The sequence below is a fragment of the Azospirillum brasilense genome (genome assembly GCF_003349955.1).
Lineage (GTDB): Bacteria > Pseudomonadota > Alphaproteobacteria > Azospirillales > Azospirillaceae > Azospirillum > Azospirillum brasilense_B.
The window spans coordinates 25,147-42,184 of the sequence record NZ_QLKQ01000017.1 but is presented as its reverse complement, the minus strand read 5'-3'; the positions used below and the strand labels follow the sequence as shown (position 1 = coordinate 42,184).

Genomic DNA, 17,038 nt, shown 5'->3' with positions numbered 1-17,038 from the left:
GGGAAAATAACGGTGTCGGGAAAATTCGTCCAGGCACCGGAAAAAAGTGAAACATGACGCTTGCATTGCGCCGATCCATGAGTATAGTCCGCCGCACGCCGCCGGACGGCACCGAACAACGGTCCGAACGGCAGCGAAACGGAGCGCGGGCGTAGCTCAGGGGTAGAGCACAACCTTGCCAAGGTTGGGGTCGAGGGTTCGAATCCCTTCGCCCGCTCCATTCTCCCGGCGGAGGCGGTGACCCTCCCGACGGGAGTCAGAACGGTGAATGGAAAGGCTGGACCTCCGGGTGCCGGCCTTTTTCGTTTTTCCCTTCTTTCGTTTTCCCCTCCGCCTTCTCGCGCGTTGCGATTCCGCAACCGGCGCCTTCGTTTTCGAAACCGAGTCTGCGCCGCCCGCTTCCGCCGGCCGTGACCGGCGTCTCGCTTTCCGGACGGCCCGTCCCCGGACCAGCGCAGCCATACAGCGCGCGCTCCGCCAAAAGGCACAATCCAGAGGCGCAAAACCCCGCAAATGACATGCCTATGTAGGTCATTCCCCGCGCACATACCCCATATGAAGACGTGAACAAATTTACTTGTTGGCAACCTACTTGCGTATGACCTCCGGAATGACTAAGCTTCAAAGACGAAACAAATAGAACTTTTATCCGATTAGGGTTGTATGCACCATGGATGGTCTGGTTGCGTCGGACGGGCCGAGCCCGTGACTTTCCCGGATAGGATGTTCCTGTCCGGCCGGCGTCCGCCGCTCCGGCAACACCGGCCCTCCCCCGCCTGATCGTCATCGGCTCCGCTGTCGTCGCGCTGCGACCGGCGGTGCCGCTGGTCGCGCTTCCAAGCCCCGCTTCGTACAGCCCAGACGATAAGCCAGCCCAGACGGCAACCCATCCAGACGACGAGAGGTCCCCCCATGGCTATGCAACGCTACATCGTGAATTTTCCGCGCCTGTCCCCGGACATGCTGGAGATCTGGAAGACGGTCCCCAGCAGCATCGCGTCCGACGTGCAGAACCGCTGCCAGAGCATGGACGCCCGGATCAAGCCCTGCGCCCCGGGCATGCGCATCTGCGGGCAGGCCCGCACCGCCGTGTCGATGCCGGGCGACAACAGCATGCTGCTGACCGCCTGCAGCCTGGCCGAGCCGGGCGAGGTGGTGGTGGTCGCCGGCGCCGGCCTGGAGGAGGTGGCGCTGGCCGGCGAATGGGTGGTCCGCGGCTGCAAGTCGCGCGGCCTGGGCGGTCTGGTGATCGACGGCTCCGTCCGCGACCTCCAGGAAATCCGGACCATCGGCTTCCCGGTCTTCGCCAAGGGTTCGGTCCCGCGCGGCCCGCACAAGGCCTTCGGCGGCAAGATGGATGTCCCGGCCGGCGTCGGCGGCATGGTGGTCAACCCGGGCGACCTGATCATCGGTGACGACGACGGGGTGACCGTGGTGCCGCTGGCCGTGATGGACGAGGTGCTGCGGCGCTGCCTGGAGCTGATGGCCAAGGAGAAGATCTGGTCGCAGCAGCTCGACGCCGGCAAGTCGCTGATGGAGGTGCTGGGCGTGCCGGAACCGGAAATCGTCGAGACGCCCACCCTGCGCTGACCCCTGGGCGCTGACCCCCGGCATCCGCCGGACCACGCGCGCCGGCGACCCGCACAGCCCCTCATGCCGCCCCAAGACCGGTTTCCGCCGCCATGACGCTCATCTTTCAAATCGTGCTGCCGATGTTCGTCCTGGTCGCGCTCGGCTTCTACGCCGGGAAATCGGGCAATTTCAGCAACACGGCGGCTCAGGGGCTGTCGCGCTTTCTCGGCATCTACGCCCTGCCCGCCCTGCTGTTCGCGGCGATGGCCAAGGCGAAGATCCCCGATCCCATCGAATGGGGCTTCGTGGCGTCCTTCTTCGTCGCGGCCTTCATCATCTTCGGGCTGGGCGCCGCCTGGATGCTGTCCATCCGGCGGCGGGACGAGGCGGCGATCGGCGGCTTCGCCCCGTCCTTCTCCTCCATCGGTCTGCTCGGCGCGCCGATCCTGATGGACGCCTATGGATCGTCGGTGGCCATCCCGGTGATGCTGCTGATCCTGTTCCAGTCGCCGCTGCTCTTCACCACGGCGACGATGATCGCCGAGGCGCAGCGGACGGCGGGCGGGCGGCCGGTCGTCGCCGCGGTGAACGCCGTCAAGGCGACCCTGCTCAGCCCGATGATCCTGTCGATCGTCGTCGGCATGGGCTTCAACCTGAGCGGCGTCCATGTGCCGGACGCGGTCATGAAGGCGGCCGACTACGCCGCGGCCACCGTTCTGCCCTGCGCCTGCTTCACGCTGGGCACCTCGCTGTCCTTCGGGAAGCTGTCGGGCAAGTTCGGCCAGGCGCTCGTCCTGGCGGTGATGAAGACGGTCCTGCACCCGGTGCTGACCTGGGTCCTGGCGGTGGAGGTGTTCCACCTGCCGCCGGACTGGCTGGCCCCCGCCGTGACCGCGGCGGCGCTGCCCATCGGCGTCAACGTCTACGCCTTCGCCGAGCGCTATCAGACGGGGCGGGAGCTGGTGTCGATGTCGCTGCTGCTGTCCACCCTGATGTCCCCGATCTCGATTTCCGTCGCCTTCATGGTGGCGATGGGCTGACGCGGTCATTTCGACGCAGGCAACTTTCATTGTGCGTCCATTTGACGCTTTCCATGCAAGCCCAAGCGCGCGGAACTCCAGGGGACCACGCCAGATGGAAAGCATTCGACGAAAATCGCTGTGATTTCCGGATATCCGGTTCGGTTAGCACGATTGATACACGAATAGAGACGCTGTATCTTCCACTTTGAAGCGTCAAAACCGCTTTATCAGGGTTGATTTGACAGCGTTGGGTCTATGAACCGCTCCTTTTTGCGAGAAAGACGACCGAACTCCGCCGCCGCTCCGGCGACGGGATCGATCACCCACGAAGACAGACATACTGAAGTATGCATCCATCCTGAGCAAAGCCAGAATGGCTCTTCGTTTCGTTCGTGACCCGACAATCCAATGCTGTCGAAATCAATGACCATCGATCTTTACGAGAATTTCAGAAAAGGAGGCCCAGCCTGTGTCCGCATCGGGACGGGCGGGATCTCCCGGGACCCCGCCGCCTCCGCGGCCAAGGGGGTCTTCCGCAATAACGCAGGAAAGAAGGGCATCCAGATGATCATTCGCAGCAAGTTCCTGGCGCTGGCGACCGGGACCCTGGCGCTGGCCATGTCGACGACCGCTCTGTCGACGGCCCAGGCCGCCTATCCCGAGAAGCCGATCACCATGGTCGTCGCCTACGACGCCGGCGGTTCGACCGACGTGACCGCGCGCCTGCTGGCCCCCTTCATCGAGAAGCATCTGGGCGGCACCCGGATCGAAGTGGTGAACAAGCCGGGCGCCGGCGGCGAGATCGGCTTCGCGGCCATCGCCGACGCCGCGCCGGACGGCTACTCCATCGGCTTCTGCAACACGCCGAACATGGTGTCGATCCCGATCGAGCGTCAGGCCCGCTTCTCGGCGGACCGGCTGGACCCGCTGGTCAACGTCGTCGACGATCCGGGCGTGTGGAGCGTTCCCGGCGACAGCCCCTTCAAGACGCTGAAGGACGTCGTGGAGCACGCCAAGGCCAACCCGAACACCGTCACCGTCGGCACCACCGGCGTGGGGTCGGACGACCAGCTCGCCATGCTGCTGGTGCAGCGCCAGGCCGGCGTGCAGTTCACCCATGTGCCCTTCTCCGGCTCCGCCGCCAACCAGAAGGCGATGCTCGCCAAGAAGATCCAGATCAGCGGCCAGAACCTCGGCGAGGGGCTGCGCGGCCAGGCCTCCGACCAGGTCCACGTGCTGGGCGTGATGAGCAAGGAGCGCTGGAAGGCCGCCCCGGACATCCCGACCTTCGCGGAGCAGGGCTACCCGGTGCTGATGGCGTCGCTGCGCGGCGTCTGCGCGCCGAAGGGCCTGCCTGCCGACGTCCGCGCCAAGCTGGTGGACGCCGTCACCAAGGCCGCCACCGATCCGGAGTTCGTGGTGAAGGCCGAGGCCAAGGAAACCTTCCAGCCGCTGCGCGTCCTCGGCCCCGACGCCTTCGCGGCGGAGCTGAAGCAGCTCGACACCGAGCTGAAGTCGCTGTGGCAGTCGTCGCCCTGGCTGAAGTGATCCGGGGCTGACGCGACCCGGGCGGGCTGGTCCGTCCGGGTCCGGCCCATCCGTGAAACCACCCGCCGCCGGCCGACCGGCCTGCGGCGGGTGCGGTTCAAGCCCCCCTGACCATCCGGCGCCAACGGACCGGCCAATGGTTGAAGCAGGTGCTCCATGACTTTCCTCAATCACCTCCACATTCCCACCAAAATGGGAATCCCGGCGGCGACAGCGATTCTGGGCATGCTTGCCATCGCGTTGCTCGGCGGCTCCGCCATCACGGAACAGTCACGCCTGCTGGACACGCTGTTCAACCGCTCCTTCACGCGGGAAGCGGACGTCCAGGCGTTGACCGACACGCTGACCGTCGCCCACGCCGGCCTCTACCGGACGGTGATCCTCAGCACCGCCAACGCCTCCCCCAAGGCGGTCGAGGATGAATCGAAGGCCCTGACCGAACAGATCACCAAGCTGAAGAGCCAGGCGGACAAGATGAAGGGCCAGTCCGCCGCCTCCGAGGAGGAGGGGCAGATCCTTCAGCGCTTCGGCTCCGACACCGCGGCCTATCAGGCGAAGGTGACCAGCTTCCTCGACCTGCTGAAGATGGGCGTCGATCCGCTCGACTTCCTGCAGGAGGTCCAGGCGGCCTACGGGCGCCTGAACGGCACCGCCCGCGACTACCTGACCTACCAGCGCCAGCAGTCGGCCGACGCCTACGCCAACGTGAACGCGTCGGTCGACGCGACCACCCAGGCCTTCATCGCCTCGGCGATCGTCGCCCTGCTGATCACGGTGGGCGTCGCGCTGTTCATCGGCTTCAACATCGCCCGTCCGGTGGTCCGCCTGACCACGGTGATGGAGCGGCTGGCCCAGGGCCGGCTGGAGGACGAGGTGCCCGCCGCCGAGCGTGGCGACGAGATCGGCCAGATGGCCCGCACCGTCCGCGTCTTCAAGGAGAACGCGCTGCGCGTCCAGGAGATGGCGCGCGAGCAGGAGGCCATGCGCACCCGCGCCATGGAGGAGCAGCGGCGGGCCATGAACAGCCTCGCCGCCGACCTGGAGGCGTCGGTCAAGGCGATGATGGGCGAGGTGGTGCGCTCCGCCGACTCCATGCGCGGCGAAGCCAACGTCATGCTGGAGAACGCCCGGCAGACCAGCCACCACAGCGATTCGGTCGCCCACGCGGTGCAGGAGGCGACGAGCGAGGTGGAGAGCGTGGCCGCCGGCGCCGAGCAGCTCCGCGCCTCCATCGACGAGATCACCCGGTCCATCACCCAGTCGACCCAGCTCGCCCGCGGCGCGGTGGACGAGGCCGGGCGGACCGACTCCATCGTCCAGGGCCTCAGCGAGGCCAGCCGGAAGATCGAGGAGGTGGTCGGCCTCATCAACAACATCGCCGGCCAGACCAACCTGCTGGCGCTGAACGCCACCATCGAGGCGGCCCGCGCCGGTGAAGCGGGCAAGGGCTTCGCCGTGGTGGCGCAGGAGGTCAAGAGCCTCGCCAACCAGACCGCCAAGGCTACCGACGAGATCGGCGCGGAGATCGCGGCGGTCCAGGCGGCGACGACCGCGGCGGTCAACGCCATCCGCGCCATCGTCAACACCATCCGGCAGGTGGACGAATCGCTCAGCACCGTCGCCGCGGCGGTGGAGGAGCAGGACGCCGCCACCCGCGATATCAGCGAGCGCTCGCAGCGCGCCGCCACCGACACGGTGGCCGTGCTCCAGGAAATGCGGCTGGTGCAGCAGGCGGCGGAGACCACCGGCCATTCCGCCGGCGCCGTCCAGACCACGACGGAGGAGCTGTCGCGCAGCTTCAACCGCCTGGACAACGAGATCGAAGCCTTCATCACCCGCATCACCGCGGCCTGACCCGGCCCGATGCGGGGAGGACGCCGTGGCGTCCTCCGGCTCCGCCCATGAAAAAGGCCCCTCCTCCATGTGGAAGAGGGGCCTTTCCTATGCGGCCTGTCCCGTCCGCCTCACCCGATCATTTCAACCAGGGGAACTCGCCCCACAGGGTGCGGAAATCGCCGTCCAGCTCCTTCAGCTCGGCCGAGAAGGCTTCCGAATCGAGGATGCGCAGCGGTTGGTAGGTGTCGCGGGCCTTGCTCTGGAACTCCGGGTCGTTGGCGGCCTTGGTCACCGCGTCGATCAGCTTGGCGCGGATTTCCGGCGGCAGCCCCTTCGGCGCACCGACGCCGCGCAGCGACGCCATGGTGATGTTGTAGCCCAGTTCCTTGAAGGTCGGCAGGTCGGGCGCCATGTCCCAGCGCTGCGTGCTCATCACGCCGAGGATGCGGATGTTGTCGCCGCCGGCCTTGCCGCGCAGCCCCTCGCCCAGATTCTGGCCGCAGACCTGGGTGTGGCGGCCGAGCATGGAGCGGTAGTTCTCCGCGCTGCCGGGAAACGGCACATGGGTGAAGCGGACATTCGCCTGCCGCTGGAGCAGCAGCATGGCCAGATGGTCGTCCGACCCGACGCCGGTGGAGCCCAGCGTGATGGTGTTCGGGTTGGCCTTGGCCTGGGCGACCAGATCCTCCACCGTCTTGTAGGGGCTGTCGCCGTGGACCGTCATGATGCCCGGATCGTCGACGACGTTGACCAGCGGGTCGAGCCGGTCGAGCGTGAAGCGGGCGTTGCGCTCGATCGGGATGGTGACGACGTTCGGCGTGTTGATGAAGCCGATGGTGTAGCCGTCCGGCGTGGCGTCGGCGATGGCCGCGAAGCCGATCTCCCCCCCGGCGCCGCCGCGGTTCATCACCACGATCCGCGCGCCGCCGCCCAGATACTTCTCGATGAAGGGCGCCAGCATGCGCGCGGTCACGTCGGTCGATCCGCCCGCCCCGTAGGCGACGATCATGGTGATCGGCTTCTCGGGATAGGCGGCCTGGGCCGCCGTCGCACCCAACAGCAGGGCGCAAGAGGTCAGAAGGCTTGAAAAGAAATGTCTGGCTTTCATGGTCGGCTCCGCCAAATGCTGCCGCCCGATCACCACAACGGAGCGCCGCCAAGGAGCGCACCCGCGGCATCGGTTGCACAATTCATAGTAACACGATTTTTTGTACACTATAGTATTTATGGTGCAACCATAATGAGAGCGACGGACACAGCGTCGCACCGGCCGGCATCACCGCAGGGCGATGGCGAAACGGCCTTTCCACTTGGGAAAGGCCGTTCGCTCCACTCCCGTCATCCGAAGACGGGGTTCAGTTGATCGGTTCGGCGCGGTTGCCGAACAGGGCGCGCAGCTTGCGCCCGATGGCCGCCACCAGCAGGCCCTGGTTGCCGCCCTCCGGCTTGGGGAACCAGTCCGGCTCTTCGGCCTGGATGCGGCGGACCACCGTCAGGAACGCCTCGACCACCAGCGGGTCGAAGTCCTTGCCCGCCCGCTCGGCGATCCAGGTGATGGCGTGCTCCACCCCCCAGGCCTTGCGGTACTGGCGGTCGGTGATGAGGGCGTCGAACACGTCGGCCACGGCCATGATCCGCGCCGACACCGGAATGGCCCCGCCGCGCAGCCCTTCCATGTAGCCCGACCCGTCGTAGCGCTCGTGGTGGTAGCGGGCGATCTCCGCGGCGATGGACAGCAGGCTGCGCCCGCGCAGGGGCAGCGCCGCCTCGCTGAGGATGCGGTGGCCGATCAGCGTGTGGCGCTGGATGGCCGCCATGTCGTTGTTGGCCAGCTCGCCGGGGATGCCCAGCGTCTCGTCCGACACGCTCAGCATGCCGACGTCGTGCAGCAGGGCGGCCAGCCCGACCTTCTCCGCCAGCTCCTCGTCCAGCTCGTCGGCGAAGCGGCCATGAAGGCGCAGCTCGCGCGCGATGTCGCCGACCAGCCGCTCGATGCGCTGGAGATGGCCGGCGGCGGCGTTGTCCTTGTATTCGGCGAGCGACCCCATGGCCAGGACGGTGGCCTTCTGGGCGGTGTTCAGCTCCTCGAACAGCAGGGCGTTCTCGAAGGCGATGGAGCATTTGTTGCGGAACAGCTCCAGCAGCTGCCACTCGCGCGCGGTGCCCTCGTTGTTGTGGCCCTCGACGTAGATCATGCCGATGATCCCGCCATGGGCGCGCAGCCGCAGGGCGCAGTAGCCCGGCTCCACGATGGTCTCGGAACTCGGGCTCAGCCGTTCCAGCGCGGCGGCCACGTTGGGCTCGCCCAGCTCGGCGACGTCCACGTCCTTCCACTTGGCGAAGCGCCCGGTGGAGGCGCGCACGCGGATGCGGCGGTCGCGCGGCAGCGTGTCGCCCTGGATGCACAGCAGGGCGTGCCGTCCGATGCCCAGCAGCCCGACGACGCGCGGCAGGATGTTGGGGAACAGCACGTCCGGGGTGCGCATCTCCAGCAGGCCGGTGGTCGCCACCAGCATGCGGGCCAGCGCCTTGCGCCCGGCCGCCTGGGTCTGCAGGTTGAGGAAAGCGCGCAGCCGTGGGACCACCGCGGTGCGCAGCGTGCGCGCCGTCAGCCCGTCCTTCAGGCGGTAGTCGCTGACGTCGTGGCCCTCCACCACCTCCTCCTCCGGCGCCCGCCCGGGGTGGGCGGTGCAGACCAGGATGCGGACGCGGCTGTTCCCCAGATCCTTGCGGATGTGGTCGACGAGGCCGAGCCCTTCCGGCACCCCATCCGCCGCGGGGTCCAGCACCGGCTCCAGCAGGACGGCGGCGGTGCCGGGGTTGCGGTACAGCGCCTCGCGCGCCTCGGCGGCGGTGGCGGCGGTCAGCACCGTCACCGGCGCCCCGTCCAGCGCGAAGCCGTCGAGCGCGGCGCGCGTCAGCCCGGCCAGCGCCGGATCGGGATCGACCACGAGGACGTGCAGGCGGGGCTTGGCGGGCGGAACCGGTGTGGCCTCCGGAAGGCGGGCGTCGTCGCTGGGCATGATCGTCTCGATGGTTGCGCTCTTGAAGCGCGACGGCACGAAAAATACGCCCACTTCCGGACTCATTCAACTTTCATCGATTTGGACACGAAGGGCCGCTCCGTACTAACCGCCTCTTCCGGTTACGCCCCTCCGCCTGTTGCCTGTCGCGGCAAATCGGCTACCCTCTCCCTACAACGGCGGCCAACCGCCGCAAAAAATCAGGGAAGGATTGGAGCGATGGCTCTCAGGGCCGAACAGCTCAAGGACGAGCTGACCGAGGAGGTCGTGCGGCAGGTTCGCGAGCGGCTGGGCCGCAGCCGCGCGGCACCGGCGGAGCGCTTCGTACGGCAGTTCTACGACAACGTCCCGCCCGACGACATCATCCAGGCCCCCGCGGAGCAGCTCTACGGCGCCGCCCTGGCCATGTGGCAATGGGGCCAGCAGCGCGAGGCGACCGACCGCGCCAAGGTCCGCGTCTACAACCCCCGGGTCGAGGAGCATGGCTGGCAATCCCACCGCACGGTGGTGGAGATCGTCAACGACGACATGCCCTTCCTCGTCGACTCGGTGACCGCGGAGCTGAACCGCCAGGGGCTGACCGTCCATCTGGTCATCCACCCCGTGGTGCGGGTCAAGCGCGACGCCGACGGCCAGCTCGCCGAACTGTACGAGCCCGCGGCGGCCCCCACCGACGCGACCCCCGAATCCTTCATGCATGTGGAGGTCGGCGCGGTCACCGGCGCCGCCGCGCTCGACCAGGCCCGCGAGGGGCTGGAGCGCGTGCTGGCCGACGTGCGCGCCGCCGTCGCCGACTGGCGGGCCATGCGCCAGCAGGTGCGCGCCGCCATCGTGGAGGCCGACTGCGCCCGCGCCGCCGTCCCGGCCATCATCCCCGACGACGAGGTGGACGAGGCCAAGGCCTTCCTGTCCTGGGCCGACGACGACCATTTCACCTTCCTCGGCTACCGCGAATACCGCTTCGAGAGCGGCGCCGACGGGGCGGACTCCTCGCTGGGGCTGGTCGCCGGCAGCGGTCTGGGCATCCTGCGCGACGACTCCGTCACCGTCTTCGACGGGCTGCGCAACTACGCCACCCTGCCGCCCGACGTGCGCGACTTCCTGCGCAACCCGCGCGTGCTGATGGTGACCAAGGGCAACCGCCCCTCCCCCGTGCACCGCGCGGTGCCGATGGACGCCTTCCTCATCAAGCGTTTCGACGCCGAGGGGCGGATCATCGGCGAGCGGCTGGTCGCCGGCCTCTTCACCTCCGTCGCCTACAACCGCAGCCCACGCGAGATCCCCTACCTCCGCCGCAAGGTCGCCGAGGTGATGGATCTCGCCGGCTTCGACCCGCAGGGCCATGACGGCAAGGCGCTGCTGCACATCCTGGAGACCTACCCGCGCGACGAGCTGTTCCAGATCCAGGTGCCGGAGCTGCTCGACATCGCCGTCGGCATCCTGCACCTGCAGGAACGCCAGCGGCTGGCCCTGTTCGTGCGCAAGGACCCGTTCGAGCGCTTCGCCTCCTGCCTCGTCTACGTGCCGCGCGACCGCTACGACACCACGCTGCGCCGGCGCATCCAGTCCATCCTGGAGGCCGCCTACGACGGCACCTGCACCGGCTTCACCACGCAGCTCACCGAAAGCGTGCTGGCGCGCCTGCATTTCATCATCCGGACCGAGCCGGGGCGCGTGCCCGCCGTCGACGCGACCGATCTGGAGGCGCGGCTGGTCCAGGCCTCGCGTGGCTGGGACGACCATCTGCGCGACGCGCTGGTCGAGGCCCACGGCGAGGAGCAGGGCCGCACCCTGTTCCGCCGCTACGCCGACGCCTTCCCCACCGCCTACCGCGAGGAGTTCAACGCCGAGGCCGCGGTCTTCGACATCGAGCGGATCGAGAAGGCGACGGCCCAGGGCGCGCTCGGCATCAACCTCTACCGCCCGCTGGAGGCGGAAGGGGACGAGCTGCACGTCAAGATCTACCATGAAGGCCGTCCGGTGCCGCTGTCCGACGTGCTGCCCATGCTGGAGCACATGGACCTGAAGGTGATCACCGAGGCGCCCTTCGAGATCGCCATCGCCGGCCACGCCGCCCCGGTGTGGATCCACGACTTCACCGCGCGCTCCCAGAACGGGCTGCCCATCGACTGCGCGATGGTGAAGGAGAAGTTCCAGGACGCCCTCGCCGCCGTCTGGGACGGCCGGATGGAGGATGACGGCTTCAACCGCCTCGTCCTTCGCGCCGGCCTGACCGCGCGGGAGGTGACGGTGCTGCGCGCCTACGCCAAGTATCTGCGCCAGGCCCGCATCCCCTACGGGCAGGACGTGGTGGAAAGCACGCTGGCCGGCCATCCGGCCATCGCGCGCAAGCTGGTCGCCCTGTTCCACAGCCGCTTCGACCCGGCCCGCCGGTCGCAGAACGATCCGGGGCTGGCCGCCGAGATCGAACGCGCGCTCGACGGGGTAAAGAATCTGGACGAGGACCGCATCCTGCGGCGCTTCCTCAACCTGCTGTGCAACACGCTGCGCACCAACGCCTATCAGAACGGCGCGGACGGGCGGACCAAGACCTACATTTCCTTCAAGATCGACAGCCGCAACATCGACGACCTGCCGCTGCCCCGCCCGATGGTCGAGGTGTTCGTCTACAGCCCGCGGATGGAGGGCGTCCATCTGCGCGGCGGCAAGGTGGCGCGCGGCGGCATCCGCTGGTCCGACCGCCGCGAGGATTTCCGCACGGAGATTCTTGGGCTGATGAAGGCGCAGATGGTCAAGAACACCGTCATCGTGCCGGTCGGCTCCAAGGGCGGCTTCGTGGTCAAGCGCCCGCCGCCGCCGTCCGCCGGGCGCGAGGCCCAGCTCGCCGAAGGCATCGAGTGCTACAAGACGCTGATGCGCGGCCTGCTCGACATCACCGACAACCTGGACGCCCAGGGCGCGGTGGTGCCGCCGCCCGAGGTGGTGCGCCACGATGAGGACGACCCCTATCTGGTGGTCGCCGCCGACAAGGGCACGGCCACCTTCTCCGACATCGCCAATTCGGTGTCGGTGGACCACGGCTTCTGGCTGGGCGACGCCTTCGCGTCGGGCGGCTCCGCCGGCTACGATCATAAGAAGATGGGCATCACCGCCCGCGGCGCCTGGGAATCGGTGAAGCGCCATTTCCGCGAGCTGGGGCACGACACCCAGACGCAGGACTTCACCGTCGTCGGCGTCGGCGACATGTCGGGCGACGTGTTCGGCAACGGCATGCTGCTGTCGAAGCACATCCGCCTGCTCGCCGCCTTCGACCACCGGCACATCTTCATCGATCCCGACCCCGACGCCGCGCGGAGCTGGCAGGAGCGGCAGCGCCTGTTCGACCTGCCCCGCTCCTCCTGGGCGGACTACGACGCGTCGCTGCTGTCCGCGGGCGGGCGCGTCTTCGACCGCTCGGCCAAGTCGCTGGAGCTGACACCGGAGATCCGCCAGCGCTTCGGCATCGCCAAGGACCACGTCACCCCGCTGGAGCTGATGCAGACCCTGCTGAAGGCCGAGGTGGACCTGCTGTGGTTCGGCGGCATCGGCACCTACCTGAAGGCGGCGGAGGAGACCAACGCCGAGGTCGGCGACAAGGCCAACGACGCGCTGCGCATCGACGGGCGCGACGTGCGGGCCAAGGTGATCGGCGAGGGCGCCAACCTGGGCGTCACCCAGCGCGGCCGCATCGAGGCGGCGCAGCACGGGGTGCGGCTGAACACCGACGCCATCGACAACTCGGCGGGCGTCGACACCTCCGACCATGAGGTGAACATCAAGATCCTGCTGAACGACGTGGTGGTGCGCGGCGACATGACGCTGAAGCAGCGCGACCAGCTGCTCGCCGCCATGACCGACGAGGTCGCCGGTCTGGTGCTGGCCGACAACTACCTGCAGAGCCAGGCCCTGACCGTCGCCCGCGCCCAGGGCCCCGACGCGCTGGAGGCGCAGGCCCGGCTGATCCGCTCGCTGGAGAAGGCGGGCCGGCTGAACCGCGCCATCGAATATCTGCCCGACGAGGAGGAGCTGTCCGCCCGCATGGCCAACCGCGAGGGGCTGACCCGGCCCGAGCTGGCCGTGCTGCTGGCCTACGCCAAGATCACGCTCTACGACGATCTGCTGGCGTCGGACCTGCCGGACGATCCCTTCATGGCCGACGACCTCACCCGCTACTTCCCCAAGCCGCTGCGCAAGGCCCACGCGGAGGCGGTCGGGCGGCACCGGCTGCGGCGGGAGATCATCGCGACCAGCGTCACCAACAGCCTCGTCAACCGCACCGGCCCGACCTTCGTCAAGGAGATGATGGAGAAGACCGGCATGGGGCCGGCGGACGTCGCCCGCGCCTACACCATCGTGCGCGACGCCTTCGGCCTGCGCTCGCTGTGGACGGGGATCGAGGACCTCGACAACGTGGTCCCGGCCGCGCTCCAGACCAGCATGATCCTGGAGACGGTCCGCCACATGGAGCGCGCCGCCGCCTGGTTCCTGGCGAGCTGCCCGCAGCCGCTGGACATCGCCCGCGAGACGGAGGCTTTCCGGCCCGGCATCGAGACGCTTCTCGCCGGTCTCGACAGCGTGCTGGACGCCGAGGAGACGGCCCGCCTGACCGCCCGCGTCGTCTCCTACCAGGAACAGGGCGTTCCCGCCGAGCTGGCCCGCCGCATGGCGGCGCTGCCGGTGCTGGCCGCCGCCCCCGACCTCGTCCGCATCGCCGGGCGCACCGGGCGCGGGGTCGCGGACGTCGCCGCGGTCTACTTCATGCTGGGCCGCCGCTTCGGCCTGGAGTGGCTGCGCGACAAGGCCGCCGCGGCGAAGGCGGAGAACCATTGGCAGAAGCAGGCGGTGGCCGCCCTGGTGGACGACCTGTTCGCCCACCAGACCGCGCTGACCACCCGCGTGCTGGAGGCGGTGGACCAGCTTCCCGCCGACGCCCCGGTGGAGGCCTGGATCGCCAACCGCCGCCCGGTGGTGGAGCGGGTGGAGCAGCTGCTGTCCGAGCTGCGCACCCAGCCCAACGTCGACCTGTCGATGCTGGCGGTGGCGAACCGGCAGCTTCGCGGCCTGACGGCGGGGTAAGGGCCTTGAAAACCCCTCGTCCGGCCCCCTTCGGGCGGGTCCGGACGAGGGTTTCCCATGCGTTCCGCCCGCTTTCCGGCTATGGTGCGGCCAATCCAAGGATTGTCCGCCCAACCGGAGCCCGCCGCGATGACCGACCCCCAGCCGACCCTGAACGACGCCATCCGCCTGCTGCGGACGAACGATCTGGGCGGGGCGGAGGCGGCCTGCCGGGCGATTCTGGCGACCGACCCGCACAACGCGCAGGCGCTGCACCTGCTGGGCGTCGTCGCCGCCCACACCGGCCATCCCGACGGCGCGCTCGACCTCTTCGCGCTGGCCATCGCCGAGGACGGCAAGGACCCGTCCTTCCACAACAGCCGCGGCAGCCTGCTCTTCCAGCTCGGCCGCGCGGACGAAGCCGAGGCGGCGTTCCGCGCCGGCATCGCTCTCAACGACCGCCTGCCGGAGCTTCACGGCAACCTGGGCAACGCGCTGAAGGCGCTGGGCCGGCTGGAGGACGCCGAGGGCGCCTTCCGAGCCGCCTTGGCCCTGCGCGGCGACGCGCCGGAGATGCACAATTTCCTGGGCACCACCCTGCGCGAGCTGGGCCGGCTGGACGAGGCGGAGGCCGCCTTCCGCGCCGCTCTGGAACGGGCGCCGGAGTATCTGGAGGCCCGCTACAACCTCGCCGAGGCGCTGAGCACCCGCGGCGCCCTGGAGGAGGCGGAGGAGGCCTTCCGCGTGGTGATCGCGGCGGCGCCGCGCTTCGTCCCCGCCCATGTCGGCCTCGCCCACACGCTGCAGAGTCTCGACCGTGCCAACGAGGCGGTGGAGGCCATCGAGGCCGCCCGCGCCATCGCGCCGGACCACCCGCTGGTCCAGTTCACCCGCCGGCTGATCCATTCCAACGCCGTCCCCGGCTGGCACCTGCCGATGATCAACGATTTCGAGCGCAACGACGCCTACGAGGCGGCGCTGAAGCGCGCGGTGACCCCGGACTCGCTGGTCCTGGAGATCGGCACCGGCTCGGGCATCGTCGCCATGATGGCGGCGCGCGCCGGCGCGCGGAAGGTGGTGACCTGCGAGGTGAACCCGATCCTCGCCCGCATCGCCCGCGAGACCGTCGCCAACAACGGCTACGCCGACCGCATCGACGTGGTGCCGAAGCTGTCCACCCGCCTGTCGGTGGGCGAGGGCGGCGACCTGCCGGAGAAAGCCGACGTCTTCGTGTCGGAGCTCATCAACATCGGCATGCTGGCGCCGCGCATGCTGTCGGTGCTGCAGCACGCGCGCACCCATCTGGTGAAGCCCGGCGGCGCGATCATCCCGCGCGCCTCGACCGTCTACGCCATGCTGGTGGAAACGCCGGAGCTGGCCCGCATCAACCCGGTGAAGCGCATCGGCGGCTTCGACATGTCGGCCTTCGACGTGTTCCGCTCCCCCGGCTACCAGCAGATCGACCTCGGCGCCGACACCCACACGCCGCTGTCGGCCGCCTTCACCGCGCTCGACTTCGACTTCACCCGCAACATGCCGGAGGAGGGCGGCCGCGAGATCGCCGTGGAGATCACGGCGGAGGGCACCTGCCACGGCGTGGCCTTCTGGTTCGACCTGCAGATGGACGAGGAGGTCGTCTACCGCTCCGAAAGCCGGGCGCGGACGAACCACTGGAAGCAGGCGATGACCTATCTGGAGACGCCGATCCGCGTGCGCCCCGGCGACCGGCTGACCATTGTCGCCCGTTATGACAACAACCAGATTTCCTTCGGCGTGGGCGGCTGAGCGGACGCGCGCCTGCGGGGTTTCCCGCAAGCCGACGCCAGCCAACCGACGCCGCACCGGAGTGGACCCATGAGCACCGAAGACAGCACCGGCGGCATTGCCGTCCCGCCGCCCGACCTGTCGGATCTTGAACGGCAAAAGGCGGAGATCGCGGCGATCCAGGCGCAGATGGCGCAATGGCGCGCCCGGATCGACCAACGGTTGGACGACGGGCGCCCCACCATCGACCTCGTCCCAACCCACCTCGACGGCCCCCCGCCGGACGGGGCGCCTGCGGCCATTCGCCAAAAAGAATAGATCGCCCCTTTTTGACAACCCTGGCCTGAACGCGTTACGCTGCCGGCAACGAACGGGGGCAGCGCAACGGCGCCCGCCGGGATGGTCGGGAGGGCCTCGCATGTCGATCACGACGCCAAACGCGCAAGCGTCCGGCTTCAGCCTCGCCGGTTTCAGCCTCAAGGCGGCCTTGACCGTGCTGAGGGGCGCCGACAAGGGAGGCTCCGCGACCACGCCCGCCGGCCAACCGGCCGCCGGCGGCTCGGCCGTCTTCGTCACCCTGTCCGTCGAAGCCCAGGCCTTCATGGCGACCACCACCGCATCCAAGGCCGGCAAGACCGGAAACGGCACGTCCGACGGTCCCTACGCCGCCTATTTCCCGACGCGCGACGGCAAGAACGCCACGGCGCTGGCCAAGGCGGTGTCCGATCCGGGCGCGGTGTCCAGCTCGGCGGGGCTGAGCGGGCCGGCCATCGCCAAGGACGCCCGCGCCCGCATGGACGCGCAGTACGAGGCCATGAAGGCGGGCGGCAAGCCCTTCGACTTCGACAGCTTCGAGGGCCGGGACTGGTATTCCCTGATGGGCGATCTCGACCGCCGCTCGCTGGAGGCGGTGCGCAGCAACGCCGGCGGCCAGTTCAGCAAGCAGGAGCAGGACATCGCCCAATCGATCATGGCGCAGCAGGAAGGGCTGGCCATGGGGCTCTACAACGGCCCGATCAGCCAGGAAGCCACCTTCACAGATCCGTTCCGCGGTGATGAGGCCGGGCGGCGGAAGGCGAACCTCGCCTTTCTGGACGCCGTGAGCGCGGAAGAGAAGGCCTCAACCGAATGGGCGACGCGGTGGGCTGCGGCACAGCCCGTCGACGACCCTTTCCTCCGGGAGTAGGGCGGGGAGTGGGCGCCCGATCCGCTCCGGTT

At 68.9% G+C, this 17,038-nt stretch carries 10 protein-coding genes and 1 tRNA gene; 9 read left to right on the top strand and 2 right to left on the bottom strand.

Going from position 1 to position 17,038, the window contains the following annotated elements; translation table 11 throughout:
• Positions 1–145 precede the first annotated feature (145 nt).
• The 5 genes from DXK32_RS10055 (at position 146) to DXK32_RS10035 (ending at position 5,996) form a co-directional block, all read left to right on the top strand.
• Positions 146–220, top strand: a tRNA-Gly gene (locus DXK32_RS10055).
• Positions 221–912: 692 nt separating this feature from the next.
• The gene (locus tag DXK32_RS10050) at positions 913–1,590 is read left to right on the top strand and encodes an RraA family protein (protein ID WP_014238571.1); all 678 of its coding nucleotides are present in this window, start codon (positions 913–915) and stop codon (positions 1,588–1,590) included.
• Between the two features lie 92 nt (positions 1,591–1,682).
• The gene (locus DXK32_RS10045) at positions 1,683–2,612 is read left to right on the top strand and encodes an AEC family transporter (RefSeq protein ID WP_014238572.1); all 930 of its coding nucleotides are present in this window, start codon (positions 1,683–1,685) and stop codon (positions 2,610–2,612) included.
• Positions 2,613–3,158: 546 nt separating this feature from the next.
• Positions 3,159–4,142 (top strand): Bug family tripartite tricarboxylate transporter substrate binding protein, encoded by a 984-nt coding sequence (locus DXK32_RS10040; RefSeq protein ID WP_114858379.1) that lies wholly within the window; start codon positions 3,159–3,161, stop codon positions 4,140–4,142.
• A 225-nt stretch (positions 4,143–4,367) separates the two neighbouring features.
• The gene (locus DXK32_RS10035; RefSeq protein WP_247877082.1) at positions 4,368–5,996 is read left to right on the top strand and encodes a methyl-accepting chemotaxis protein; all 1,629 of its coding nucleotides are present in this window, start codon (positions 4,368–4,370) and stop codon (positions 5,994–5,996) included.
• A gap of 118 nt (positions 5,997–6,114) precedes the next feature.
• On the opposite strand, the gene DXK32_RS10030 is transcribed toward DXK32_RS10035, so the two are convergent.
• Both DXK32_RS10030 and DXK32_RS10025 read right to left on the bottom strand, forming a co-directional pair.
• Positions 6,115–7,086 (bottom strand): Bug family tripartite tricarboxylate transporter substrate binding protein, encoded by a 972-nt coding sequence (locus tag DXK32_RS10030; RefSeq protein ID WP_114858430.1) that lies wholly within the window; start codon positions 7,084–7,086, stop codon positions 6,115–6,117.
• A 247-nt stretch (positions 7,087–7,333) separates the two neighbouring features.
• Positions 7,334–9,067: an HD-GYP domain-containing protein gene (locus DXK32_RS10025; protein ID WP_247877081.1), complete on the bottom strand. Its 1,734-nt coding sequence runs from the start codon at positions 9,065–9,067 to the stop codon at positions 7,334–7,336.
• Between the two features lie 153 nt (positions 9,068–9,220).
• Here DXK32_RS10025 and DXK32_RS10020 point away from each other — a divergent pair, with 153 nt between their 5' ends.
• From DXK32_RS10020 to DXK32_RS10005, 4 genes are all read left to right on the top strand, one after another.
• A complete protein-coding gene (locus DXK32_RS10020) occupies positions 9,221–14,077 on the top strand; it encodes an NAD-glutamate dehydrogenase (RefSeq protein ID WP_114858377.1) in 4,857 nt (1,618 codons plus the stop codon).
• Positions 14,078–14,206: 129 nt separating this feature from the next.
• Positions 14,207–15,841 carry a tetratricopeptide repeat protein gene (locus DXK32_RS10015; RefSeq protein ID WP_114858376.1) on the top strand — a complete coding sequence of 545 codons (1,635 nt, stop codon included), beginning with the start codon at positions 14,207–14,209 and terminating at the stop codon, positions 15,839–15,841.
• A gap of 69 nt (positions 15,842–15,910) precedes the next feature.
• Positions 15,911–16,138 carry a hypothetical protein gene (locus DXK32_RS10010; RefSeq protein ID WP_114858375.1) on the top strand — a complete coding sequence of 76 codons (228 nt, stop codon included), beginning with the start codon at positions 15,911–15,913 and terminating at the stop codon, positions 16,136–16,138.
• Positions 16,139–16,238: 100 nt separating this feature from the next.
• On the top strand, positions 16,239–17,006 hold the full coding sequence (locus DXK32_RS10005; protein ID WP_114858374.1) for a hypothetical protein: 768 nt from the start codon (positions 16,239–16,241) through the stop codon (positions 17,004–17,006).
• Positions 17,007–17,038 lie beyond the last annotated feature (32 nt).

Bases quoted from the DNA above. Each gene is read 5' to 3' on its own strand.
- DXK32_RS10050 (WP_014238571.1), top strand. From the start codon at position 913: ATGGCTATGCAACGCTACATCGTGAATTTTCCGCGCCTGTCCCCGGAC.
- DXK32_RS10045 (WP_014238572.1), top strand. From the start codon at position 1,683: ATGACGCTCATCTTTCAAATCGTGCTGCCGATGTTCGTCCTGGTCGCG.
- DXK32_RS10040 (WP_114858379.1), top strand. From the start codon at position 3,159: ATGATCATTCGCAGCAAGTTCCTGGCGCTGGCGACCGGGACCCTGGCG.
- DXK32_RS10035 (WP_247877082.1), top strand. From the start codon at position 4,368: ATGCTTGCCATCGCGTTGCTCGGCGGCTCCGCCATCACGGAACAGTCA.
- DXK32_RS10030 (WP_114858430.1), bottom strand. From the start codon at position 7,086: ATGAAAGCCAGACATTTCTTTTCAAGCCTTCTGACCTCTTGCGCCCTG.
- DXK32_RS10025 (WP_247877081.1), bottom strand. From the start codon at position 9,067: ATGAGTCCGGAAGTGGGCGTATTTTTCGTGCCGTCGCGCTTCAAGAGC.
- DXK32_RS10020 (WP_114858377.1), top strand. From the start codon at position 9,221: ATGGCTCTCAGGGCCGAACAGCTCAAGGACGAGCTGACCGAGGAGGTC.
- DXK32_RS10015 (WP_114858376.1), top strand. From the start codon at position 14,207: ATGACCGACCCCCAGCCGACCCTGAACGACGCCATCCGCCTGCTGCGG.
- DXK32_RS10010 (WP_114858375.1), top strand. From the start codon at position 15,911: ATGAGCACCGAAGACAGCACCGGCGGCATTGCCGTCCCGCCGCCCGAC.
- DXK32_RS10005 (WP_114858374.1), top strand. From the start codon at position 16,239: ATGTCGATCACGACGCCAAACGCGCAAGCGTCCGGCTTCAGCCTCGCC.